The sequence below is a fragment of the Acinetobacter sp. HR7 genome (assembly GCF_000773685.1).
In the GTDB taxonomy this organism is placed as follows: domain Bacteria; phylum Pseudomonadota; class Gammaproteobacteria; order Pseudomonadales; family Moraxellaceae; genus Acinetobacter; species Acinetobacter thermotolerans.
The window spans coordinates 1-24,733 of sequence record NZ_JPQO01000046.1 but is presented as its reverse complement, the minus strand read 5'-3'; the positions used below and the strand labels follow the sequence as shown (position 1 = coordinate 24,733).

The following is a 24,733-nucleotide window of genomic DNA, read 5'->3' as shown; positions in this document are numbered from 1 at the left end:
CTGCAAAAAGTTTAGCATTATTTGTACCAAATCAGTGAGTATATTGTTCCAAAATCAGTCAAATTATAAGGAAGCCAATTCGGTGGCATCTTCATCGCGTTCATGACTCAAACTTTGCTTTAACTGACTGAGTTGATTCAAGATACTGAACATCAGAGACAGCTGCTGCAAAATGATCAGCGATTTGTGATCTTCCTCTTGCTGGTGCGACAAACGCTGGCGGATATTCTGGATCATGTTTTGTGCACTGAGATCAGGCACTTCATCCGCCAATAATGCACCACGAATGTCCTCCAGAGCCTGGTCGAACAGATTCAGGATTTCCTGATCTTCAATCTTGTCGCGATGTGCACCAAGAGCAGCAATATAACTGAGCAGGGTATGGTTGAGGCATAAAAATTCAAAAGCTTGACTTTTTAGTACCGGATCGACATCGGGTTCGGTTGCCAGAGTTGAAATCAGGGAGGCGACTTCGGCATCGGTATTATGCGCTGCACGGCGCACCACGCGATAACGCAGGCCATTATTACGACCAGATTTATACTGTTCAATGACTTCGGTGAGGTAATCGATTTGTGCACCTAGCGAACGTTGAATGTTGCGTGGCAGCCGACGGAATTTCCAGTCCGGGAAGATGAAGCTCACCCCAAACCAGGCCACGGCACAGCCAATCAGCGTATCAATCATCCGTGGCATGGCAGCGGCAAAGCCCATACCATCCAGGTTAAAGTTGATTAGCGCCAGAATGGTAATAAAGGCGGTGGCCTGTGCATACTGTTTACTGCGCAGATCGAAGAATAGCACACCACTGAGAATCAGCAGCAATAACTGGCCTTCTACGGATGGGATGAAATACAGAATCGCATAACCGAGCAAGATTCCGACTAAAGTCCCGACAATCCGCAGACGCAAACGACGCTTGGTGGCATTAAAGTTTGGCTGGCTGACGAACAGGGCAGTCAGCAGAATCCAGTAACCGTACTGGATATGGGTCAGTTGCACAAAAATATAGGAAATCAGTAACACGATTGACAGGCGCACTGCATGACGGAACAGTACCGATTCTGGAGTTAAATGTTGCTTGAAGCGGATCTTGATATCTTCCCAGCCTTTCAGGTCATCATCTTTGAGCTGGTTTTCCGCCTGTTTGGCTTTGTCGAACTTGATATGCCGTTCAGTTTCCAGGTTGCGCAGCTGCGCATCAATCGATTTCAGGTTTTGGTACAGAGAAAACAGTGCACTGATCCAGACTTCATCGTATTGCTGCTCCTGGCGTAGTTTATCCAGCGAATGACGCAAGTTCTTAAAGGCATGTTTAAAGCGCTTGTTATGCTGGTAAGTCTTACGCTGTAGAATACTTTCACTCAGATCCTTACAGGCCTTGCCCTGAATCGACAGAATGCGCTGGAAGCGGAATAGGATATCGCTATGTTCAAAAATCTTGGCTAGTTTCTGGTAATCAATATGCGCTGAATCCGCCCGTTCATGAATGTCCTGGGCAATAAAATAATATTGCAGGCTACGACGAGTATCGCGCTGGCCACGGTCACCTTTCAAACGGGTCAGCAGCGTGGTTTTCATGTCATTGAAAATTGAGACCAGCTTGCCATTTTCCAGGGACAGTTCAATCATGCTGTGCTGGTAGCTGCTTGGGGTCATGTCGACATCAAACAGGTTCGATTTGGCATAAAGAAAATCACCAAGAGAAGAATAGCATTTGGCCAGATTGTCCTGAGCCAGACGGGCCGGGAACAGCAGAAAGCTGATGGTGGACAGTAGCCCATACCACATGGCACCAATCACCAGCAGGCCGGCCTGGGTGTACCAGCCATCAAACAGCTCAACCCCTAGCATTGAATAAACTGAGATCACCAGACAGCCATAGGAAATGGTAGCGTAACGCCGTCCTAGCGAACCGAGCAGGATCAGGCCGATACAGGACACGATCAGTGCCAACGCAAACAGTACCGGATAAGGAAACAGCAGGTAAACTGCAGCGGCGGTGACAAAGAAACCGATATAGGTATAGAACAGGTTCAGAATCCGCACCGAGAAGCGGTCATCAATATCACTTAAGCCCGCGGCCACTACACCCAAGGTTAGGGGAATGGTCATCAGCTGCTGACCCATCAGATAGGGCACAAAAGCCGTGCCCGCAAAGGCGATGACCATACGCAGGTTATACATAAAAGTCGTATTACTGGTGATTCGGGCGAGACGAGAGAGCCAGGGTTTCAAGATTCGTCCTTCTATACCGTTTTCTTTAGTCAGAAACTCAATAAGGTGATGAAAATATCGCAATAAAAAATAAATATAATTGCGTTACAAATCATACTATGCCCTGTGTAAACTTGTCTGCACACTGCGCATTTAAATTCTAAATATCTTTATGACGACAACCACGGCCAATAAAAATTACGCCATGTCCTGGATTATTCTGCTGGCATCCCTAACGGCACTCGGTCCACTTTCCATTGATATGTATCTGTCTGCCTTGCCGCAAATGGCACGTGACTTTGGGACGACCACGCAACAGGTAGCGAACAGTCTGCCCGCTTATTTCCTTGGACTGGCTATAGGTCAGCTGGTTTATGGCCCGGTAAGTGACCGCATCGGACGTAAGCCACCGCTTTATTTTGGCCTGAGTCTGTATGTAGTTGCAGGTTTGCTGTGTGCGCTGGCACCCAATGAATGGAGCCTGATTGTTGCTCGGGTATTACAAGCATTAGGTGGCTGTGTCGGAGTGGTCATCGCCCGGGCAGCGATACGTGACCGTCTGGATATGAATTCGGCAGCACAGGCCTTTGCCAGCATGATGATCGTCAGTACCATTGCCCCGATTATCGCGCCGAGTCTGGGTGCCTGGGTGTTGGTGCTGTTTGAATGGCATATGATCTTTGTACTGCTGATGCTATTTGGTCTGGTGATTCTGGCTTGTGTGCATTTCTTCTTTAAGGAAACACTGGAACCGGAACGCCGCCTGCAGTTGAGTTTTAAGCAAGTGCTCAGTCTTTATCAGACCATTTTTGAAGATGAAAGTTTCCGCAAGCCGATGATCGCTGGTTGTTTTTCCAGTGCGGTGCTGTTCTGCTATATCACTTCATCTTCGGCGATTCTGATGGATCATTTTCATCTGTCTGAACAGCAGTTTGCCTATATCTTTGGTGGTAATGCCATCGGTATCATGCTGTTCTCTACAATGAACAAACGGCTGGCACATCGTTTTAATATCCTGAGTCGTTTAAGAATCGGAACCACGCTACAGCTAACTGGGGTAATTGGCTTGCTGGTTCTAGGTGTGCTGGGTGCTGAGTCACTGCTACTTGTTATTCTGGGAATGTTTATGGTGGTGGCATCGATAGGTTTTACCGGACCGAACGCGATGGCGATTGCCATGTCGGAGCAAGGGGCTCGTGCCGGAACAGCGAGTGCGATTATGGGCAGTATGCAGTTTGCCTGCGGGTTGCTCGGTGGGTTACTGCTGAACTTTATGTTGTGGAATGCCTTGCTAAATATGGCACTGGTGATGCTGATCTTTGTGGGTGTGGCAGCAAATACCATTTACCGACTGCAGCTGCCGCCACTCAAAGTAGATTAATTGGGTGACGGTATTTATTCTGGATTTACAAGAAAGCTTTACTCATCTACAAAAATTGTAAATTCCTCGACTGGAACACGTGGGGTAATAAAAGTATTCACAATATGTTCCGGATCGGCATAACCGAGTGCCATGCCACAGACCAGTTCTTCTTCAGCTGGTGCGCCAATGACATCCAGGACGATGCTATGAAAATGGTTCCAGGCGGCCTGTGGGCAGGTATCCAGTCCACGAGCTTTAGCGGCGATCATGACATTCTGCATCATCATGGAAATATCCATTTTTGAGCCAATGCCGAGATCCTTATGCACGGTAAAGAATAGTCCGACTGGCGCATCAAACAGCTGGAAGTTACGCATCTGCTGACGTGCCATTTTCTCTTTTTCACCTTTCTGGATATTCAGCAAACCATATAAGCCCCAGCCATTTTCCCGGCGACGGTCAATATAAGGTGAGAACCACTGCTGCGGATAATAGGAAAAAGTTTCCTTATATTGTTCAGCCAGGGCTGGATTCTGGTAAATCTCCATCTGCGCCTGACAGACACGCTGCACCAGCTCATCACGTTTTGTGCCGGTGACCACATACACTTTCCAGGGCTGGGTATTGGTTCCGGACGGTGCCCGGCTGGCAACACGTAAAATTTCTTTAATAGTTTCTGGTTCCACCGGAGTATCCAGAAAGGCACGAACCGAATGGCGGGAACTAATGGTCTGGTCGACTGCAGCGATAATGGTGGCTTGATCCATGATAAAAAGCGCTTCCTGAGTAATTATTTGAATATAAATTGAACGATTGATTTGGGTTTATATAAAGATACGTTTCATGTTTGTCCTGTTATAAAAGCTTTTGGGTGGCGGGTAAAGTAAAAGCATAAGATTGAGAAACTGAATTTTGCAGCAGATTTTGAAGAGAGTAATAATTTTTACGACTTAATAACTAAGCTTTTAGCTATTTAAAATAATTTTTATTTATAAATCTAAGGGTTGATTTGAACAAAATGTTCAGGTGCTTCAATTATGAAATTGTGGCGAACTACAATAATCCTAATAAAATTAATCGAAGCTTCAATGATTCTCGATGATTTATACGGTATCTATAAGGAATTGTTAAAAATTTTAAAAGAGGCTTGCGGATTAAAAAAAAAGCAAATGATAAATATTTTTCATGAAAGGTTAAACAATTGTTAATAAAAAACAATGATACGGACAATCAAGACACAGCATAATGTCCGACTTTTCATCTAAATGTTCATTTGCTGTATGAATAGTGGACAGATTCGATATAGATCGAGCTGTCATTTTAAACCTGTTCAGCGAAGAAAACTTGGAAATATCCAGTTTTGTAATGGATCCATGCAGCGAGCGGAACTTCTTTTAACGATGAAGGATGTGCTCGACAAAATGGATCCCCATTTTCAAAACAACTTTAAAAGGATAACGATCGGGTCGAATGCAGGTATTGCATTGACGAATTTGAATCAGGTGCTGAATTGTTTTGTTCTTCTAAAAGCTGTTGTCTTTCAGACTTTCTGAGTAGAGAGTGAGGAAAGCGGAACGGCTCAACCCAGCCATAAAATTACTTTTAGAACAACAAAAATTCAGAATCATCTTAGGCAAATCATTATGGATTTTACTTTTGACGCATTTTATACCTTGATTGCCGCAGTAATCGTATTGCTGCTCGGGCGATACCTGGTGAATAAAATCGATTTTTTAAAACGCTATAACATTCCTGAGCCGGTGGCGGGTGGTCTGGTTGCTGCGATTATTTCCCTGTTTGTACATAATCTGTGGGGTTATAGCATTACCACCAGCGCGGAACTACAAACCAGTTTCATGCTGGTGTTCTTTGCCTCAATTGGTTTGAGTGCCAACTTTGCCAAGTTACGTGAAGGCGGGATCGGGCTAGTGATCTTTCTGGTGGCAATTTCCCTGTTCATCATAGTGCAGGACATTGTCGGTATTTCCCTGGCCACAGTACTCGGAATTGATCCACTGATTGGTTTGATTGCCGGTTCAGTTACCCTGACGGGTGGTCATGGGACTGCGGGTGCCTGGGGTACCATTCTGGAAAATGAACATGGGATTGAGGGAGCATTGGTCATCGGTATGGCGAGTGCGACCTTTGGTCTGATTATTGGTGGTTTGATTGGTGGTCCATTGGCGAAACTGCTGATTAACCGTTATGCACTGGCAACACCACGTACTGATGCACAGGTGGAAAAGCGTGACAATACACCACTGGATATCAGTTCTACCGAATATATCCCGTTTGAATATCCACACCGTGTCCGTCTGATTACGGCTGATAATGCGATTACCACACTGGGTTTATTTGCAGCCTGTCTGGCCTTTGCCGAGTTTATGACTGGTTATAGCAAGGGTACTGCGTTTGAACTGCCAACCTTTGTCTGGGCTTTAGCCGGCGGTGTGATTCTGCGGAACATCATTGAAGGCGTATTCCGGGTACAGATTTTTGACCGTGCCATTGACGTGTTTGGTAACGCATCGCTGTCACTTTATCTGGCGATGGCATTGTTATCCCTGAAATTATGGCAACTGGTTGACCTTGCAGGCCCATTGATGGTGATCCTCGGTGCACAGACCATTACCATGGCTTTATATGCTGCCTTCGTGACGTTTCGTGTTATGGGCCGAAACTATGATGCTGCTGTACTGGCAGCCGGTCATTGTGGTTTTGGTATGGGAGCAACACCAACGGCTGTTGCCAACATGCAGGCGATTACCAATATGTATGGCGCATCGCATAAGGCCTTCCTGATTGTGCCGCTGTGTGGTGCATTCTTCGTCGATCTGATCAATGCAACGGTGATTCAGGTCATCCTGAAATTCGTCGTATAAGGAACTTATACGAAACATTAAGAATAAAACTAGGGCGGATAGAGGATAAATCATGAACGAACAGCTCAATGAAACCCTGCTAGGCTGGGTCAATGCCTTAAATGGTCCGCTTTGGGATTTCCTGGTGGTCTTTCTGGTCTCGGTGGGGGTGCTGTATACCCTGGTGACCGGTGCGGTGCAGGTTCGCCTGTTCTCGCAAAGCGTGAAAGTGATGAAAGTTAGCCGTACCGGCGGTGATGACAAGCATGGACATGGTATTACCCCGTTCCAGGCCTTTGTGACTGGACTGGCCAGCCGTGTCGGTGTCGGTAATGTTGCTGGTGTGGCAATTGCGATTGCGATCGGTGGCCCGGGTGCGGTGTTCTGGATGTGGTTTACTGCATTCCTCGGCATGAGTTCGGCTTTTGTGGAATCCTCGCTGGCGCAGCTGTTTAAGGTACGTGATACCCAGAACAAGCAGTTCCGTGGTGGTCCAGCGTATTACATTACCCAAGGTCTGAAACAGAAATGGCTAGGCATTGTCTTCGCCGTCGCCCTGATTCTGACTTATGGCTTTGTGTTTAATGCTGTACAGGCCAATGCGATTATTGGTGCCACTTCACATGCCTGGGGCTGGGATCAAGCCAATCTGACCCTGCCTTTAGGTGGCTTTGGTTTGGAGATTTCCTGGTTAGGCTTAGTACTCGTGTTGATTACAGCCAGTATTATCTTTGGTGGGATCAAGCGGATTGCCAAAGTGGCAGAACGTGTAGTGCCGATCATGGCGTTACTTTACTTAATCGTCGCTTTATATATTGCCATCATTAACTACGATGTATTGCCGACTATTTTCCAGTTGATCTTCACCAAGGCTTTTGCTTTTGAAGCAGCCGCGGGTGGTTTCTTTGGTGCCATGATTTCCATGGCCATGATGATGGGCATCAAGCGTGGCTTATTCTCGAATGAAGCGGGGATGGGCTCGGCGCCGAATGCTGCAGCAGCCTCAGATGTGAAGCATCCAGTAAACCAAGGGCTGGTACAAATGTTAGGTGTCTTTGTGGATACCTTTGTGGTGTGTTCATGTACCGCGATTGTGATTCTGGTCTCTGGTCTGTATGAAAATGCTGGCTTTGAAGGGGTTACTCTGACCCAGATGGCGCTAGAAAGTCAGATTGGTTCTTGGGGCGATGACTTCCTGGCCTTGATTCTATTCCTGTTTGCCTATTCTTCGATTATCGGGAACTACGCTTATGCGGAAGGTAATGTGCAGTTCATTAACAACCAGCCGAAAATGATGTTGATCTTCCGTCTGCTGGTGCTGTTTATGGTGTACTTCGGTTCGATTGCTAGTGTGCCGCTGATCTGGAACATGGCCGATCTGTTCATGGGCATTATGGCCAGTATCAACCTGATCGCTATTCTGTTACTGATGCCTTTTGTACTGATGTTACTGAAAGATTATACCGGTCAGCTGAAACAGGGCATCAAGGAACCTGTGTTTAAGCTGGATCATCATCCGAAGTTTAAGGACAAGGTTAAATCTGATATCTGGTAAGACCTTAAATCAAAAGCCTCGATTCGTTCGGGGCTTTTTATTTTCAATTATTAGTAGCTAAATCAGAAAAAGCTAAGATAACTAGTGTATAGCGCAAACCCTGCAATCAGGCTAAACCATAGCGGAATTTTGGAGCGTAGTAGAACAATCATGAGAATGACAAAAGTAATATCTTCCCATCGGGTTAGATAGCTATGCCCCAGTTCAAACACCAGATAGAGCAACAGCCCAACCACAGCGGCATTAATACCCATCACCGCTTGACGGATTAGAGCCTGCTGCATTAACCAGGACCAGTAAGGCAGGGTAGCAAACATTAAAAAGAAAGATGGCAGGAAAATGGCAACGGTCGCCAGCAAGGCATTTAGCCAGAGCTGATCGGTCCAGTCCAGTAAAGTGCCGATATAAGTGGCAAAATTAAATAGTGGCCCCGGCATCAGCTGGGCAAAAGCATAGCCCAAGTCAAAGGCCTGTGCACTGACCATGCCGCTACTGACAAAATCCTGACGGAGTAAAGGCAAAATCACATGACCACCACCAAAGACTAGTGAACCAGTTTGATAAAAATCGGTAAAGAAATGCAGTTTGCTCCAGCCCAATGCATGTACGAGTGCCGGGACTACAATAAAAGGCAATACAAAGGCGATTCCCCAACAGATTGCTTGCTTTTTTTGAACTTTGGGATGTGGCAAATCTGTGGTGACACTTTGTCCTGAAGTGACAGTAATTTTATTGCTATATTTGGAGATGGCAATACTGAGCAAGCCTGCCAATACAATGGCCAGAATCTGGTTAAAACTTAGGGGTACTAAAGTTAGAAACAGGGCAGAAGCTACCATCAATGCAAACTGCCACCCAGATTTACAGAAGCTACGCAGCATCTGCCAGAAGGCCCAACTCACCACTGCAAAGACAATCAGCTGAATGACATGAAAGCTATGCGAATTCAATACATAAAAATAGCGTTGACCTAATACCGCAACTAAAGCCATTAAAATCGCGGAAGGGAGGGTAAAACCCAGCCAGGCCATGAGAGCACCCAGATAGCCACGCTGCATATAGCCTAAGCCTATACCAACCTGACTGCTGCTGGGACCGGGAAGTAATTGCGCGAGCGCGATCAGTTGTTGGTACTGGATATCATTGATCCAGTGCAGTTGTTGAACCATTTTGCGATGAAAAAATACCAAATGCGCCGCCGGCCCACCAAAGGAGGTACATCCGAGCTGGAGAAAAGTCAGAAAAATCTGCAAAAGTGAGGGTGGCTGCATGTGGGGTATAATTCGGATCAAAACGTCACTCAGACTGTAGAGTAATTTTACGAAATTCAACAGTTAATTTAAGATGGTGTTTATACACTATGCTGCAATTGATATGAGGATATGTGCTATATGCAGAAGGTCAGCTTAAGTTTGATTATGCTGGGATTACTGGGCCTGGCTGGCTGTCAGACCGTGCCGGATCAACGCACTATGGCAGTCCATTCTGTCAGTTCTCCTCAACAGGCATTGCACATGCCGGCACAGGCACGCCCAAATAATATTGATTTCCAGAAGATCAAGGAAGCTGAAAATCGTCCGGTGGTGGCATTGGTACTGGGCAGTGGTGGCGCACGTGGTTATGCGCATATCGGGGCGATTGAAGTACTCGAAGAAGCTGGTATCAAACCGGATCTGATTGTCGGGACTAGCGCAGGGAGTATCGTCGGTTCGATTTATGCCAGTGGCAAACCTGCGATTGAACTGCGTAATATTGCCCTGACCATGAAAGCCAATGATGTACGTGATTTCAGACTGGATCGTAAAGGCTTCTTTGACGGGAAAAAAGTCGAAAACTATGTCAATCTGCAGGTGGATAATGTGCCCTTACAGGACATGAAAATACCGATGTTTGTGGTGGCGACTGACTTAAAAGAAGGCAAAAAAGTCGTGTTTAACTATGGCAATACTGGTCAGGCTGTACGTGCTTCAGTTGCTATACCAAGTATGTTTATTCCCGCGCAAATTGAAGGTAAGGAATATGTCGATGGTGGTCTGGTCAGTCCAGTGCCGGTGGATGTAGCACGTGAGCTTGGGGCGGATATCGTCATCGCTGTCGATATTCTGGCGCAGCCGATTCATACCGAAACCACCAATGTCTGGGGCCTGTTCAACCAGAATATTAATATCATGCAGAAACGTCTGGCCAATGAAGAACTTAAGCATGCGGATGTGGTGATTCAGCCGGATCTGCGTGAAAAAGGTCATATTTTTGATGTGCGTGGTCGAGCTATGACGATGGAAGCTGGGATTCAGGCGGCCCGGGCCAAATTGCATAACATTGCCCACGTATACCAGCAGCATAACTATGGTTATGGCAATCAGATTCATCAGCTCTTGGCTCAGGAAAAATAACAGCGCAGCCAAATTTGTATCAGAAAACCTCATCTGCAGCGTTCCTGTTGATGAGGTTTTTTATATTCATGACTTAAAACTAATACTAAATAAAGATAGGTATTGGCTATCTTTTGGAGCTATAAGTTAAGCGTTATTGGCTATAAATAAAAAGTTTTTATAAGAGTTGGTATTTATTTAATATATTGAAAATTAATAATATTTATTGAGTTTTAAATTTCTTTATTTATATTTTAAAAATTTTAAAAAGATATTTACATACTTAGGTTGATCAAATGTTTTAAATCTAAATAACTCATGTAAAATGTCGCCAAGTCGGCTAATGAACATGAAGCATAGGGTGGGTAGATGAATACACTAGAAGTCGGACAACGTGTCCAGCTGGCACAATTTGATCAATACGAGTTTAAGGTGACTGAAATTCATCAGGACAATACCTATACCGTTGAAACCCAGTTGGGTGGCGAACAGGTACTGACTTATCAGAATGTGGCAAGAGAAATGCTAAAACTCATTACTGAGTAAGTACTTATTTAAAATCAGACCCGGTTTTATTTTAAAGATAGGGTCTGATTGATTATTTAATCAGCTGTGCAATTTAATTAAGAAAACAATATTCTATAAATCTGTATTTCATTTAATCCTGTTCCAGCAGAGCTTCTCAGGATTCGTACTATATTATTTTCTGTATGAAATTATTTTAGATATAAGTAATTATGATGTAATTTTTGCCGAATTGAACATTTTCTTGCCGGTAAAATCGCTATAATAATGCGCTATATCATTGTCATTCAAAAAAGTTCAGAGAAAGCGATGGCCCCATTAGACCAACTTGCAGCAATTTCAGATGACCAGTCAGAGTTAACGATGACCGTTCTTATGACACCAGACATGGCAAATTTTTCAGGAAATGTGCATGGTGGTACCATTCTGAAACTGCTGGATCAGGTAGCGTATGCCTGTGCGAGCCGTTACTCAGGTAGTTATGTCGTCACACTATCCGTAGATAAAGTCACTTTTAAAGAACCGATTCATGTAGGTGAGCTGGTTACTTTCCTGGCAAGTGTGAACCACGTGGGTCGTACTTCGATGGAAATTGGCATTCGCGTTGAGGCACAGAATATTCAGAAGCGTACCGTGCGTCATACCAACAGCTGTTACTTCACCATGGTTGCTGTCGATGAAAATGGCAAGCCGAAAGAAATTCCACCACTGAATCTGGACAATGACTGGAAACGTTGCCGTTTTGAAGCTGCAGAACAGCGTAAAATTGCCCGTTTGCAGGAAAATCATCATCCTTCTTGCAGCATCTACAAGAAAACAGCATATAACTAAGATTTCTTAGATTTAAAAGGCCTCCCATAATGGAGGCCTTTTTTATTTAATATCCATTTTTGGACTGGTGATTACGGTATAAATCACCTAAAATGAAACGATACGTATCGTTTCGAATTTAAACCATGACGCAGGATGAAAAAACCTCACGGCGCCAGGACTGCATTTTTCAGGCTGTAATAGAAGCGCTCAGTGAATATGAGTATTACCAGCTGACCATTGAAGATATTGCGGCAAGGGCCGGGGTAGGCAAGTCCACCATTTACCGTTGGTGGAAGCACAAGTCTGAGCTGGTGCTGGATACTTTCCGGGCGCATACCGCTTCGATTTTTGATCTGGATTTAGCCAAAACCCTGGAAGATAACCTGATTCAGCAGCTGACCCGTCTGGCACAGGCATTGAACCATCCGGTAGGACGGGCATTACTGGTGGTGATGGCCAATCATCGTGAACTGGCTGGAAACTTCTTTCATGATTTTCTGTTGCCACGCCGTGAACAGATGCATGCCTTGCTGCAGCAGTCGATTGAACGGGGAGAAATCCGTAGCGATTATCCTTTTGACCTGATGCTGGACACGCTCTACGGCCCGATCCATTACAAGATTATTTTCTTTAACCGTATGCCGGATGATGCCTATATCCGTGCCTTGGTTTCACTTGTCCTTCAGCCTGTACGTATGCAGGCATCACATTGAATTTGTTCTGCAAATAGTAGGTTTGTATGTCTGCCATGACACAAAATTTATGGAATCGCTCATTTATCCTGTGCGTACTGAATAACCTGTTTTTATTTACCTATTATTTTGCCCAGATCGCGATTTTGCCGATCTATATCACCAATGAACTGGGTGGAACAGTGAAGCAAGCCGGTCTGGCACTGACGCTATTTCTGGTCTCTTCCATTGCAATCCGTCCGTTTACCGGTCTGATTATTGAAAAAATCGGGCAAAAAGTGGCGATGCGTGGTGCAGGCTTGCTGTTTGCCTTATTCGCGTTTAGTTATCTGCTGATTGATAGCATGAGCTCACTGTTGATCGTACGTTTTCTGCATGGCATCTGGTTTAGTATCCTGACTACCGTCACAGTGCCGGTGGCCAATGACTTTATTCCAAATGAACGCAAGGGCGAGGGCATGGGCTATTTTGTCATGTCGACCAATCTGGGGGTGGTGTTTGGGCCGCTGATTGCCTTAACCACTATTCAGTTCACCAGCTTCCAGATTTTGTTTGGCATTCTGGCCGTGCTGATCAGTTTAGGTTTGATTTTTAGTCTGATTCTGAATATTCGTGATTTGCCAAAACCACATCAAGTAGAGACAAAATCTTCTTTAACTTTGCAAGATATTGTCGAAACCAAGGTGCTGGCAGTGAGCTTTATTGCCTTGCTCACCGCATTTGCTTATTCCAGCATTACCAGCTTTATTACCGTATATGCCGAGACCAAAGATTTATTGGCTTACGTCAGCCTGTTCTTTATCGTGTTTGCGGTATCCATGCTGGTGGTGCGCCCATGGGTGGGTAAATTCTATGACCGCAAAGGCCCGGATGCGGTGATCTATCCATCTTTCCTGTTCTTTGCTATTGGTCTGGTGATGATCACGTTTGTGGATGATCAGTGGATGCTGTGGCTGTCAGCCATCTTTATTGGGATTGGTTACGGATCATTATTCCCATGTCTGCAGACACTGGCAATTCAGTCAGTGGAAAAACAGCGTATGGGCCATGCGATTTCCACATTCTTTACTTTATTTGACCTAGGCTTAGCAGTGGGTTCCGTGGTGATGGGCATCCTGATTGCATATTGGGGCTATGAAACCACCTACATCATTTGTGCCATCATTGTGATGCTAACCTTATTGATTTATCGACAGACTGTGGCGAAGAAAAGAGCAAAAAAAGCTTCTGTATAGGATTAAAAATTATGGAACTGAGACATTTACGATATTTCTGTACGGTCGCAAGCGAGCTGAACTTTACCCGTGCTGCAGAAAAGCTGAATACTGTTCAACCTTCACTCAGTCAGCAGATCAAGGATCTGGAACGTGAAGTCGGGGTGAAACTGCTGGAACGCTCCAACCGTAGGGTCGAACTGACCGAAGCAGGTAAAGTCTTTTTAAAAGAAGCGCTGCTCAGTCTGGAACATGCCGAGCGTGGCATACATCTCGCACGTCAGGTTGCTGAGGTGGAGAAAAAACAGCTGGATATTGGTTTTGTCCCGGTAGCTGAAATGAAAATTTTCCCGTATATCATGCCGAATATCCGGGCGCATTTTCCGGACCTGAAAGCGCTGTTTCATAGCCTGACCGATGCGGAACAGTTTTCCTGGCTGCGTCAAGGTATGCTGGACATTGCCTTTACACGTTATCCGGATCCTTCGGAAGAATTTGAGTCGATCAAGATTTTTGATGAGCCGTTGACCCTGATTGTGCCGCGTGATTCCAAGGTGGTGAATGGGCCGGCACTCAGTATCAAGAGCTTCGAAGGTCGTGACTTTGTGATCAGTGATGAACAGGCATCACCACAACTGTATTCGGTCATTCATGATTTTCTGAAAAAATCTGGGATTCGCGTGAATGTGGTACAGCATTCCACCAATATCCTGTTGAATGTCAATCTGGTCGGCATGGGCGTAGGCTGGAGTCTGGTGCCGTCTTATGTGATTCCATTGCTCGGTGAAAATATTGTGGTCAAGAAAACCATTGAACCATTACCGATGATTGGCCTGTATGCCAGCTACCGTAAAGATCAGAAACATCAGGTGATTAACCTGATTCTGAAAGTCCTTAAAGAAAAATTCTGTCCGGATTTATTTTAATCCGGGCACTGGGCAGGGAAGTCCAATCATAAAATAAAAATAGTGAAATGATTAGTAGCACATCTTAACGCGACCAATTCACAAATCGCGCTATAGTCAGAGAGTGGCAATTACAAAAGGTTCACTCTTATGATGACCTTATATAACAATCCACAATCCCGTGGCCTGACTTTATTTCCGCTGATTCAAGAACTCGGTATTGAAGACCAAATTCAGCAGGTTGAAATGGCTTATCCAGACATGCATCAGCCAAATTATGAACAGATCAATCCGATGGGCAAGGTGCCCTGTCTGGTCGATCGGGGCATTGTGATTTCAGAAATGGCAGCGATCTATATTTATCTGGCGGATAAATTCCGGGACAAAGGTCTAGCACCTGATCTGGATGATCCGAAACGTGGTGCTTATCTGAAATGGATTTTGTTCTGTCATGGGCCTTTGACCGAATATATTGATATCAGCAATCTGCAAATTCCAGCGGAGCGTATTGAACAGCAACGCCGTAGCCTGAGCTTTGGCAATGAAGCATCTGTACATCGTTTTCTGAAACAGGGGATACTGCAAGCTAGTCCTTATTTGCTTGGTGAACAATGTACCGCAGCTGACCTGTATGTGGCCTATTGCCTGATCTTTGCTATCAACGCGAAAATCCTGCCGGATTATGCGGAATTCACGCCTTTTTTACAGACTTTGGCCAAGCGAGATTCACTGAAAGATATTGCATGGTTTCAGCCTTATCGGACTTAATTTTCAACAATTAAAAAACCACGCTCTAGCGTGGTTTTTTAATAACATTGAATTACTTCGCGTGTAGTTTACGAAATAGTGCCTGGCTAGTGCTATCGATTGATTGTGGAATCGCCAGCGAAGCCACAAAACGGTCTGGACGCAGAATTGTAATAGATTCTTTTGTTTGACCGAACCAAGTGCGGATTTCAGTGCCGATATCACCGATGGTAATCACATCGTCATATTTCTTACGTTGTGGATTATCCAGTTGCACCGCAGGAATCACCTGGATGAATTTTACGCCCAGTTTCTTCCATTGCTGGATCGACTGTTCGCTAAGACCCCATTTCGGATCGACGCCCCAAGCGATGATTGCGAAATCATTACCAATCACTTCATCAAGCAGTACAGTTTCGCCAGATTCCAGTTTTACTTGTGGCTGGATAAACATCTTGCCAACTGGAGAAGTCTTTTCAGCACTTGGCAGTAGGGCGCCATCGTTGTACTTCGGCATTGGCTTAAAGCGCATTTCCAGCAGATACTGCTTGATTGGCTTGATGTAGTTCAGCACAGATGAGATACCGTCACGCACGATACCATGCCATTTTTTCGGTGGAGCCAGGACGTGGCCCGCCATTACAGACAAGTCGATCATCGCTTTGGCATGGTCTTTACGTTCAACCTGATAAGAATCCAGCAGTTCTGGACCGGCTTTACCTTGTACTACGAGTGCCATTTTCCAGGCTAGGTTAAAGGCATCGCGCATACCGCTGTTGTAGCCCTGACCTTGCCATACTGGCATGATGTGCGCGGCGTCACCTGCCAGCAGGATACGGTCGATACGGAATTTATCCGCAATACGCGCGTTATGCGTATAAACACGCTGACGGATCACTTCGATGCCATCGGTATTTGGCAGGACTTTCGATAGCAGTTTGGCAATATTTTCTGGTTTGCTTAGTTCTTCCTGTGTTTCGCCTGGCATCACCATAAACTCGAAACGGCGGATACCGTGTGGCAGCGCAGCCGATACATAAGGACGTACCGGGTCACAGCACAGGTAAATATGTGGGGTCGCCAACGGATCATTATCGATATCAATCACGATCCACTGGTTCGGTGCAGTTTTTCCTTCAAATGGAATATTTAGCGTACGGCGTACATAAGAATTACCTCCGTCACAGGCAATCAGGTACTGTGCACGGATGATCTCTGAATCACTGTCTTTGGTCTGAACGTTTAACGTCACACCGTCAGCATCTTGGCTGAAGTGTGTTAGATGGCGTGAGAACAGTACCTGAGTTTTCTTATATTGTTTTAAGCCCTGCAGCAGAACATTGTCGACCTGTGGCTGAATGAATGCATTACGGCGAGAGAAACCGAATTCACGGGTCATCGGTTGAATATCAGCGAAACAGCGACCTTTTGGTGTGAGGAAGCGCATAGCATGGTTAGGTGTCGTGTGCGGTAAAACCTGATCCACCAGACCTAAGGATTGAATGGTACGCAGCGATTCATCATCAATACCAATGGCACGAGGATAATCAATCAGACTGTCTAGCTGTTCCACTACAGTGACCTGAACGCCCTGTTTGCTCAAGTAGTTGGCAATGGTTAGGCCAACCGGACCAGCACCTAAAATGGCGACTTCTGTTGTGTAATTTGCATTGCTCATCGCAAGGTTCCCTTGAATCCATCCACGAATTGGATGCTATTTAGGGCTAAATCCTAAGTCTAAACAAGCTAGGCCATAGTCGGGACTATATAGCTAAAATACATGATAAGAAAAATAGTTAAATTTATAAGATTTTGATAAATAAATATTTAATTAAATTTTTCTGATAGTTTGCAATGATTCAATGATCATATTTGATTATGATGAAACGGAAATTTGAATAGAAAAATGGCTGCATGCAGATGTGCATACAGCCATTTTGATCATTCCCAAATGTCTCGCGAGATCTCTCTCTGGCGTTTGACATCTGAAAATGCGTGTACCCGGTTAAAAGGGTACCGGTTGATAAATCATCAGGTTGTAGAATTACTGTGCAGACTTAGTAGTGCTAGAAGTAGTTGGTTCTGCAGCAGTTTCAGAAGTCGGCTGCTCGGCAGTACCTGAAGCAACAGGTGCTTTGATCTCAGTCGTATCAGGCTGCTCCTGAGTGCTGACAATGACTTTTTCTTCCTCAGTAGTTGTGGTTTTGTCTGTTTTAGTAGCAGCGAAGCTGGTTGCTGTAGCTGCGGCAAAGGTAGAAGCAAGTAAAATTTGTGAGAAATTCATATTTGGCATCCTTATATATTTTCTTTAAGTACTAGTAGATTCTGTTGACCATCACATCAACAGAACAGGAGCCTATGCTAGGTGGTGAAAATCTGGGCTGCAATTGATTTCACAAAAGCTATAGCGGAACGCATACACATGTATACAAAAGCCAAAGTTATGTTTTCATTTGGTTAAGTTACTGAATAGAAGATTAAATAAATATTTAAAAATATTTCAAAAATGAATAAAAAATAAGCAGTTGTAAGCGTTTAACTATCATTCATTTAAGAAATCCACCATAAAAACTAAAACCCAATTAATTTAAAAGTGGCTTTTTCTATTCACTTCGGTAATAAAAATGCTCTGGGTTATAATAGGTGCATTCCTGAATTTTTTGTCTCCTGTGAGTTCTTCTTGAAACTGATTCCTTCGGCTTCTGCCTTACCTGTGCATATTATTTCTGGCTTTTTAGGTGCGGGAAAAACCACTTTGCTTAAACATTTGCTTAGCCAAAAGCCGGAAGGTGAAACCTGGGCAGTATTAATGAATGAGTTTGGTCAGATTGGCGTGGATCAGGAACTGTTACCACAGGATCAGGGCTATGCCGTGAAGGAGTTGCTGGGTGGTTGTCTGTGCTGTAGCAGTCAGTTACCGATGCAGATTGCCTTGTCCAGACTATTGTCCGAAGCCAAACCGGATCGGCTGTTTATCGAGCCGACAGGATTAGGTCATCCAGCCCAGTTATTGGAACAGCTCACAGAACCACATTGGCAGCCACATTTAAAAATGCAGGCATTAGTCACTGTGATTGATGGTTCACGTCTGCATGACAGAGAATGGACTACACAGAATCTATATGCCGATCAGTTAAAAGCAGCCCATATTGTGGTGGTATCACATACCGACCTGATGACGGATGCCGATCAGCAAAGCCTGAAAGAATTGCAACAGGAATATCAGGTCTATCAGCAGACTTGGCTTATGAGTTCACAGGGGCAGGTCGATATTGAGCAGCTGCAACAGGACTATGTGGGTTCAGCACGGCAGATTCAGCCTTTATTGTTACAACAACGTCAGCAACGTGTAGGTGAGCAACCCGCGAAAATCCAGCAGCTGCCTTATCATTATGTGGAATCGGCGCAAGGCTATGCGGTTGCAGGCTGGAAATTGCCAAAACGCTGGCAGTTTGATTTTTATAAGCTGCTCGATCTGCTATGTGAGCAGCACAACTGGCTGAGGATTAAAGGGATTTTTAACACCAATCAGGGTTGGAAAAGTTTTAACTTCAATCCGGAGCAGTTTAACTACCAGACCGCAGACGAAGGTATTGATAACCGCATCGAGATAATTTATCCAGCTGAACAGCGGGACTGGCTGGCATTTGAAACAGTCTTAATGAATTGCCGAATCGATGCTGCAGCTAAAACTTCGCCATAAATGATGGATATTGGGCTTAATCAGTTCAGCAAAAATCATTCAAATCTTATATGCTAGGCGCCAAATTTGAGGATTGATTTATGGCGCTTAAAGCAACAATTTATAAGGCTGATCTGAACATTGCCGATATGGATATCCATCGTTATGAGGATCATCAGCTGACTATGGCTCTGCACCCCTCTGAAACCATTGAACGTTTGATGGTGCGTATTCTGGCATTTGCCCGTTATGCTGGCGAAGCGCTGGAATTTACCAAAGACCTGTTTGAAACTGATGAGCCCGCGCTGTGGGAAAAAGATCTGACCGGCCAACTGATTCAGTGGATTGAAGTCGGTTGTCCGGATGAAGACAAGGTGAAAAAGGCCAGTGCACGTTGTAAAAAGGTCGCAGTAGTGGCTTATGGTACGTCAGTCGATGAATGGTACAAACGCAGTAGCAAGCTGAAAACCTTATCCAATGTGGAAGTCTGGAAAATCTCTCCGGCCACTACTGAAGCAGTGCAACAGTTATGTGAACGTACCATGCAGTTGCAACTCAACATCATGGATGGTGAATGGACCTTGATCGGTGACAAGGGGCAGGCTGTGATTGAGTGGGAACGTTTACAATAAAAATCTTCAGGTTGTAGGTCTAGGCTTGCAGCCTGCTTTAAAAATTGCGTATACCTAACATATAAGAATAAATTACGGGAAAAGGTATATGCATCCGGATATCTATCGTTTGCTGATTGCTCTCGCGATTGGTGCCATTATTGGTGCAGAGCGTGAATACCGGAGCAAATCTGCGGGCTTAAGAACCATGATTATGGTCAGCCTCAGTTCCTGTCTGTTTACCATCATGTCTTTAAAAATCGGCATCGATAGTCCTGACCGGATTGCTGCCAATATTCTGACCGGTCTTGGTTTTGTCGGTGCCGGGGTGATCTTTAAAGATGAAAACCGGATTTCCGGGATTACTACTGCTACCACCATCTGGATGACCGCTGCACTGGGTATGGCTGTAGGGGCAGGGTATGAACTGCTCAGTATGTTCGCGACCTTGATCGTGCTCATCGTGCTGATTTTTCTGGTTTATGTCCAGGATGGAATCGAAAACCTAAGCCAGGCGCGGGCGTATAGGATTATTTGCCCCTATCAGCGCAAAACCCTGGATCATTATGAATATCTGTTTAAGACCTATGACATGAAGGTGATACGCAGTGTGCAGCATAAGACCGAGCATCGCATCAGTGGGCGCTGGATTTTAATCGGGACGGCAGAAAATCATAAAAAGCTGACCAATTATTTATTAAATGATCCCAATATTCAGGAACTCAGCTTTTAAACGCCTGTTTACTTTAAACTCGTAAGCACGCAAGCAAATGCGGTTATACTAAGCCATGAAAATTTGGTGCTCAGTTTAGGTAAAAACCATGGTGAAAGAATTAGAAATTATCGATTTAAAAGTTGGTGAAGGTAAAGAAGCAGTAAAAGGTGCGCTGATTACTACCCACTACACAGGCTGGTTGGAAGACGGGACCAAATTTGACTCATCGTTAGATCGTGGTCAGTACTTTGAAACAGTGATCGGCACTGGCCGCGTAATTAAAGGCTGGGATCAGGGCATTATGGGTATGAAAGTGGGCGGTAAACGTAAACTGATCGTACCTGCTCACTTGGCTTATGGCGAACGTAAAATGGGGAATATTATCCCGGCGAATTCAAACCTGATTTTTGAAATCGAACTCTATGATGTGAAAACACGTGATTAAGTCATTCTAAGTTTTTGAATTGATCAGAACTAGTTCAATAAAAGCAGGATGGTTTTTTGTTATCCTGCTTTTTAATTGTCATTTATCACCCATAAGTAATGGTTTGATTAGCCTAGTTACGCGGAGAAAATCGAAGAAAGGAATTATCCAAAACTATGATTGCAACAACTGGATTGGATAATATTTCTTAATAAAAATCAGCTATGAGACAGGGTTTTATACAGATGTAAAGTTGATGTATTGAGTGAACTGTTAATCGGCATCTGGAATCCAAGTTTGGTGTAAAAAGGCAGCGCAGTTTGAGTACTTTCAATTTCTAAATGACTAATATTTTTATGAGCAATCGCGTCTAGCATATGATTAAACAGCTGTGTACCATAGCCTAAACGCTGCATACTGCTGACCACATAATGCATGCGGATTTCGCCCTGATCGCTGACCATTAAAAATCCCACCACTTTGTCATGCACGGTACAGACCCAGCAGTCGTTATACAGCATTTCCACAATCAAGCTGGCATGCGTAAAGGCTTCCAGCCAGGTCTGGATACGGCTTTCCTCACGCTGGTGATCTAGGACACACGACTGAATACTGTCATGGATCACCTGCAAGATTTGCGGAATATCCTGAACTTTTCCTTCACGAATCATCATCTATAGTAAAAATAAACTTAATAATCTGGATTTTTTATTTAGCAATAGGTGAACAATGAATAAAAGACCGAGATTGTATTGTTATGACCGGTTTTTGCTCATCTATAGTGATTCTGCGGTACTTCTGTAAAACCTTTGTGAGACTTTTCCAGATTGTCAGACAGGCAGGATTGTGAAGAAAGGCTTGATCATTTATATATGGACTCATTAGACGTCCCATTTTTAAATAAAAAACCAAAGCTGAATCGGGTAGCTTGTAGCAATCATTTAAGAATAACTTGAAATATCTTGAAATGACTTAAATTGGTTGTTTATTCACCCCTATGTTAAGGTTTGTAAATGGATCAGTGAATATTCATTTGTCTTTCAGTTGATTTACAATAAAAATAACTCAGGATAAGAGGCCCAGATTATGGTCAAATTATTGCTTTTTATCTGTTTTTTAATTGCTATTTATGCCGCGTGGATCGTGTTCTTTAAAATGGATAAGGCTCGAGATCAGCTGCAGCATTGGCATAAAAAATTCAAATCTCAGCAGGATGCGTTTGAGCAGGCAAATCCTGAACAGCGTCAGCCACGGGAAATTTTGGTGGATGCCTATGAACTGCAGCTGTTTGATGACGTGGCACAACTGTTTTTCAAGGCGCCGGTACAATTGATGGATCGTCAGCAGGCTGAACAGCTACAACAGAAATGGCTGAGTAAAATGCCGATGCAAACCAATACCCTAATCCGGAAAATGGATTTGGGTGAGTGGTCGATTTATTGGAATTTTTACGATCAGTCGCTGGAATATTATGTCGGGCGTTACGGCATTTTCTATACCCATGTCGACCGTCATGGGCAGGAACATAAACGTGAATACCGTTTAGATGTGAAACAGGCGGATTGTGCTTAAGTCAGTTTCTCTATTTTATTTGATCAATCACTTACTCTTAACTTTTATAAATTTGATCCGAACTTTCCCTTGATCTGGATAGATCGCTAAACTAGCTGGAGATTTGTGATGATCAATAAAGGGTGAAGATCATGTTAATTGACTTCCGTCAGGCACAGTTGGAGCGTTTTATCCAGTTAGCGCGTCAAATCGAAACTCATCCTGAGCACTATCTGCAGTTCGATTCCGTTTCTGACTTTTATAAATCTTCATGGCTGGATGAGTTTCCGCAGGGCACCGAGTGGTATACCTCCGGGCTGGACGATGGTGCGGAACAGTTTGAAGCTGTCATTTGTTATGCCAATGCCAAGCTGATCATTAATAAGGGAATTCAAACCGAAGTCCATTTAAAAATAGTGGATTGACTCTTTCGCCTGGAAATCTTTATAAACAGAATAATGACATGGGGTCGAGAAATCAGTTTAATGTTGCTTGTATAATCACATTTCTTATTGATCCTGGCTTATTTACTAAGCCGAAAGTAAACGCCAACAATAAAAGGAAAAAAGAATGGCACATCAATTTACTGTCAACGCAAACATCCAGGGTGTATCCATTGATGAGTTCAAGCGTCTAGCCAATGACATCAATATGCATGAAGCAGTCTGTCGCCGCATTCCGGCACAAAATATGGAAATCTTGGTTTCTGAAAAGCAGGGTGAAATCTATACCCTAAAACGCGCTTATAACCTGGATGTAAATATTCCAGAGATCGCCAAGAAAATGCTGAAAGATGCGTTCCGCTTGCATCGTACCGACATCAGCAATTTAGACCAACTCACTTCTACAGTAGAACTCGGTGCCAATCTGCCGATCGAAGCAAAGTGCCAGCGTGTAGTGAAAGGCGATGATCGTCAGATCGAGTTTCAGCTGGACTGGACGGTGAAAGTGAAAGTACCACTCATTGGCGGCATGCTGGAAAAACATGCAGAAGGTGAAATCCGTAAATTCAGCCAGATCGAAATTGGCATTATTGAAGATGAAATCCGTAAAAGCCTGACTGCTTAAGTTGAATTCTTATTCATCATCCAAAACAAAAGAGCCCGATTTGGGCTCTTTTTGCATTCTTATTCTGTAACAACCTTGACCGGTTCCGGAACTTTTTCAAACTTGCTGGTATAGACAAATGCAGTAAACAGGGTCACCAGACAGACTGTCCAGACATAGTACATTGCGCCGATATTGCTATACAGGCTGAGCCACTGCACCAGTGGCAGGGTAATCCCGCCAGCAATCGCATACGCCAGGTTGTAAGAGAAAGAAATACCCGTAAAGCGGATCTGAGCCGGGAACATTTTTACCATGCTGTAAGATACCATGCCAACAGTACCAGAGCTTAAGCCCAGCAGCATATACAGCATAAACACGGTCGATGGTGCCACATGTCCCAGGCTGTTATAGAAAATCGCAGCCATTGCTGCCACCACGATTGAACCAAACAGAATGACACGGCCTGCACCAAAGCGGTCAGCCAAGATACCAGCCAGGATACAACCAGTCATTTGCATCACGATTGCCGCACTTTGCATCTTGAAAGCATCGGCACGTTCAAAACCAAAGGCACCCACCAGCAGGTTTGGCATCGCCAGAATCAGTACCACGACACAGCCGGTCAGGAACCAGGTAAACAGCATGCCAATCGCGACACCAGTTTTGTGCTGTGCCAGAACCTGTTTTACCGGCAGGTCTTTGGCTAGTTCTTTCTTCGCCTGCATAGCCTTAAACACTGGCGTTTCTTTCAGGTAACTACGTAGATATAGTGCGACAAAACCGAAAATCCCGCCCAATACGAACGGAATACGCCACGCCCAATCCTTGATTTCAGTTTCGGAGAATTGCAGGGAAATAAACAGTGACATCAGCGAACCCAGCAGAATGCCCAGCGACAGACCTGCGGTGAGCACACCATTGGCAATCCCGATCCGACGTTCCGGGACATGCTCGGAAACGAAAGTCCAGGCTGCTGGAATTTCACCACCAATCGCAATACCTTGAACCACACGCATTAATAGCAGTAACAGCGGTGCGGCATAGCCAATACTTTCAAAGGTCGGCATCACACCGATCATCAGGGTCGGTAAAGCCATCAGCAGAATGGATAGGCTGAACAGGCGCTTACGTCCAATTAGGTCACCAAAATGGGCCATCACTACACCACCGAGTGGACGGAAGAAATAACCGGCAGCGAAAATCCCGTAGGTATTCAGCATCGCCCAAAAGGGACTTAAGCCACTTGGGAAAAATAGTTCTGAAATCAGTTTGGCGTAAAACACGTAGATGACGAAATCATAAAATTCTAGTGCACCACCGAGTGAAGAAAGCCCAAGTGTACGTTTGTCTGCCCGTGTTAGGCGTGGATGTCCATCCATGCTGAAAACCTTATCTATAGAGTTGGTATATGATTGATTTCGCAGATTCAAATCCCA

The 24,733-nt window shown here is 44.6% G+C and carries 24 protein-coding genes; 17 read left to right on the top strand and 7 right to left on the bottom strand.

Annotation, left to right across the window (positions count from 1 at the left end; genetic code table 11):
• Positions 1–63 precede the first annotated feature (63 nt).
• Positions 64–2,238 carry a YccS family putative transporter gene (gene yccS, locus GW12_RS03165; protein ID WP_034583290.1) on the bottom strand — a complete coding sequence of 725 codons (2,175 nt, stop codon included), beginning with the start codon at positions 2,236–2,238 and terminating at the stop codon, positions 64–66.
• Between the two features lie 151 nt (positions 2,239–2,389).
• Here yccS and GW12_RS03160 point away from each other — a divergent pair, with 151 nt between their 5' ends.
• A complete protein-coding gene (locus GW12_RS03160; RefSeq protein ID WP_034583287.1) occupies positions 2,390–3,598 on the top strand; it encodes a multidrug effflux MFS transporter in 1,209 nt (402 codons plus the stop codon).
• Between the two features lie 38 nt (positions 3,599–3,636).
• Here GW12_RS03160 and GW12_RS03155 read toward each other — a convergent pair whose 3' ends face one another.
• The gene (locus tag GW12_RS03155; RefSeq protein WP_034583284.1) at positions 3,637–4,347 is read right to left on the bottom strand and encodes a nitroreductase; all 711 of its coding nucleotides are present in this window, start codon (positions 4,345–4,347) and stop codon (positions 3,637–3,639) included.
• A gap of 876 nt (positions 4,348–5,223) precedes the next feature.
• Between GW12_RS03155 and gltS the strand changes: the two genes are divergently transcribed.
• Positions 5,224–6,462, top strand: coding sequence for a sodium/glutamate symporter (gltS, locus tag GW12_RS03145; RefSeq protein ID WP_034583280.1), 1,239 nt, complete (start codon positions 5,224–5,226; stop codon positions 6,460–6,462).
• Between the two features lie 52 nt (positions 6,463–6,514).
• Complete coding sequence (locus tag GW12_RS03140) at positions 6,515–7,996, top strand: sodium:alanine symporter family protein (RefSeq protein WP_034583277.1); 1,482 nt, start codon at positions 6,515–6,517, stop codon at positions 7,994–7,996.
• Between the two features lie 62 nt (positions 7,997–8,058).
• Here the strand turns inward: GW12_RS03140 and chrA are convergent, their stop codons facing one another.
• A complete protein-coding gene (chrA, locus tag GW12_RS03135; RefSeq protein WP_034583275.1) occupies positions 8,059–9,267 on the bottom strand; it encodes a chromate efflux transporter in 1,209 nt (402 codons plus the stop codon).
• 120 nt (positions 9,268–9,387) lie between these two features.
• Between chrA and GW12_RS03130 the strand changes: the two genes are divergently transcribed.
• The 7 genes from GW12_RS03130 to GW12_RS03105 all read left to right on the top strand — a co-directional run bounded on the left by GW12_RS03130 (position 9,388) and on the right by GW12_RS03105 (position 15,285).
• The gene (locus GW12_RS03130; RefSeq protein WP_034583272.1) at positions 9,388–10,389 is read left to right on the top strand and encodes a patatin-like phospholipase family protein; all 1,002 of its coding nucleotides are present in this window, start codon (positions 9,388–9,390) and stop codon (positions 10,387–10,389) included.
• A gap of 348 nt (positions 10,390–10,737) precedes the next feature.
• Entirely contained in the window at positions 10,738–10,914 is a 177-nt protein-coding gene (locus tag GW12_RS15835; RefSeq protein WP_171077654.1) for a hypothetical protein, read from the top strand.
• 288 nt (positions 10,915–11,202) lie between these two features.
• Positions 11,203–11,724 carry an acyl-CoA thioesterase gene (locus tag GW12_RS03125; RefSeq protein WP_034583369.1) on the top strand — a complete coding sequence of 174 codons (522 nt, stop codon included), beginning with the start codon at positions 11,203–11,205 and terminating at the stop codon, positions 11,722–11,724.
• A 125-nt stretch (positions 11,725–11,849) separates the two neighbouring features.
• The gene (locus GW12_RS03120; protein ID WP_034583270.1) at positions 11,850–12,419 is read left to right on the top strand and encodes a TetR/AcrR family transcriptional regulator; all 570 of its coding nucleotides are present in this window, start codon (positions 11,850–11,852) and stop codon (positions 12,417–12,419) included.
• A gap of 26 nt (positions 12,420–12,445) precedes the next feature.
• On the top strand, positions 12,446–13,633 hold the full coding sequence (locus GW12_RS03115; protein ID WP_034583268.1) for an MFS transporter: 1,188 nt from the start codon (positions 12,446–12,448) through the stop codon (positions 13,631–13,633).
• A gap of 11 nt (positions 13,634–13,644) precedes the next feature.
• Complete coding sequence (locus tag GW12_RS03110) at positions 13,645–14,538, top strand: LysR substrate-binding domain-containing protein (RefSeq protein WP_034583265.1); 894 nt, start codon at positions 13,645–13,647, stop codon at positions 14,536–14,538.
• 132 nt (positions 14,539–14,670) lie between these two features.
• Positions 14,671–15,285 carry a glutathione S-transferase family protein gene (locus GW12_RS03105; RefSeq protein WP_034583366.1) on the top strand — a complete coding sequence of 205 codons (615 nt, stop codon included), beginning with the start codon at positions 14,671–14,673 and terminating at the stop codon, positions 15,283–15,285.
• 52 nt (positions 15,286–15,337) lie between these two features.
• Here the strand turns inward: GW12_RS03105 and GW12_RS03100 are convergent, their stop codons facing one another.
• Both GW12_RS03100 and GW12_RS03095 read right to left on the bottom strand, forming a co-directional pair.
• Positions 15,338–16,942, bottom strand: a complete 1,605-nt coding sequence (locus tag GW12_RS03100; RefSeq protein WP_034583262.1) for a bifunctional 3-(3-hydroxy-phenyl)propionate/3-hydroxycinnamic acid hydroxylase — start codon at positions 16,940–16,942, stop codon at positions 15,338–15,340.
• Between the two features lie 366 nt (positions 16,943–17,308).
• On the bottom strand, positions 17,309–17,548 hold the full coding sequence (locus tag GW12_RS03095) for a hypothetical protein (protein WP_034583259.1): 240 nt from the start codon (positions 17,546–17,548) through the stop codon (positions 17,309–17,311).
• 396 nt (positions 17,549–17,944) lie between these two features.
• Here GW12_RS03095 and GW12_RS03090 point away from each other — a divergent pair, with 396 nt between their 5' ends.
• From GW12_RS03090 to GW12_RS03075, 4 genes are all read left to right on the top strand, one after another.
• Entirely contained in the window at positions 17,945–18,967 is a 1,023-nt protein-coding gene (locus GW12_RS03090) for a GTP-binding protein (protein ID WP_034583257.1), read from the top strand.
• 80 nt (positions 18,968–19,047) lie between these two features.
• Positions 19,048–19,578, top strand: coding sequence for a YaeQ family protein (locus tag GW12_RS03085; RefSeq protein WP_034583254.1), 531 nt, complete (start codon positions 19,048–19,050; stop codon positions 19,576–19,578).
• Positions 19,579–19,666: 88 nt separating this feature from the next.
• Positions 19,667–20,290, top strand: coding sequence for an MgtC/SapB family protein (locus tag GW12_RS03080; RefSeq protein WP_034583253.1), 624 nt, complete (start codon positions 19,667–19,669; stop codon positions 20,288–20,290).
• Positions 20,291–20,378: 88 nt separating this feature from the next.
• Entirely contained in the window at positions 20,379–20,717 is a 339-nt protein-coding gene (locus GW12_RS03075; RefSeq protein ID WP_034583251.1) for an FKBP-type peptidyl-prolyl cis-trans isomerase, read from the top strand.
• 197 nt (positions 20,718–20,914) lie between these two features.
• Here GW12_RS03075 and GW12_RS03070 read toward each other — a convergent pair whose 3' ends face one another.
• Complete coding sequence (locus GW12_RS03070; RefSeq protein WP_034583364.1) at positions 20,915–21,367, bottom strand: GNAT family N-acetyltransferase; 453 nt, start codon at positions 21,365–21,367, stop codon at positions 20,915–20,917.
• Positions 21,368–21,782: 415 nt separating this feature from the next.
• Between GW12_RS03070 and GW12_RS03065 the strand changes: the two genes are divergently transcribed.
• The 3 genes from GW12_RS03065 (at position 21,783) to GW12_RS03055 (ending at position 23,315) form a co-directional block, all read left to right on the top strand.
• Positions 21,783–22,268, top strand: a complete 486-nt coding sequence (locus GW12_RS03065) for a hypothetical protein (RefSeq protein ID WP_034583249.1) — start codon at positions 21,783–21,785, stop codon at positions 22,266–22,268.
• 131 nt (positions 22,269–22,399) lie between these two features.
• Positions 22,400–22,672 (top strand): hypothetical protein, encoded by a 273-nt coding sequence (locus GW12_RS03060; protein WP_034583246.1) that lies wholly within the window; start codon positions 22,400–22,402, stop codon positions 22,670–22,672.
• 145 nt (positions 22,673–22,817) lie between these two features.
• The gene (locus GW12_RS03055; protein WP_034583243.1) at positions 22,818–23,315 is read left to right on the top strand and encodes a DUF2505 family protein; all 498 of its coding nucleotides are present in this window, start codon (positions 22,818–22,820) and stop codon (positions 23,313–23,315) included.
• Positions 23,316–23,374: 59 nt separating this feature from the next.
• Here the strand turns inward: GW12_RS03055 and GW12_RS03050 are convergent, their stop codons facing one another.
• A complete protein-coding gene (locus tag GW12_RS03050) occupies positions 23,375–24,676 on the bottom strand; it encodes an MFS transporter (protein ID WP_034583241.1) in 1,302 nt (433 codons plus the stop codon).
• Positions 24,677–24,733 lie beyond the last annotated feature (57 nt).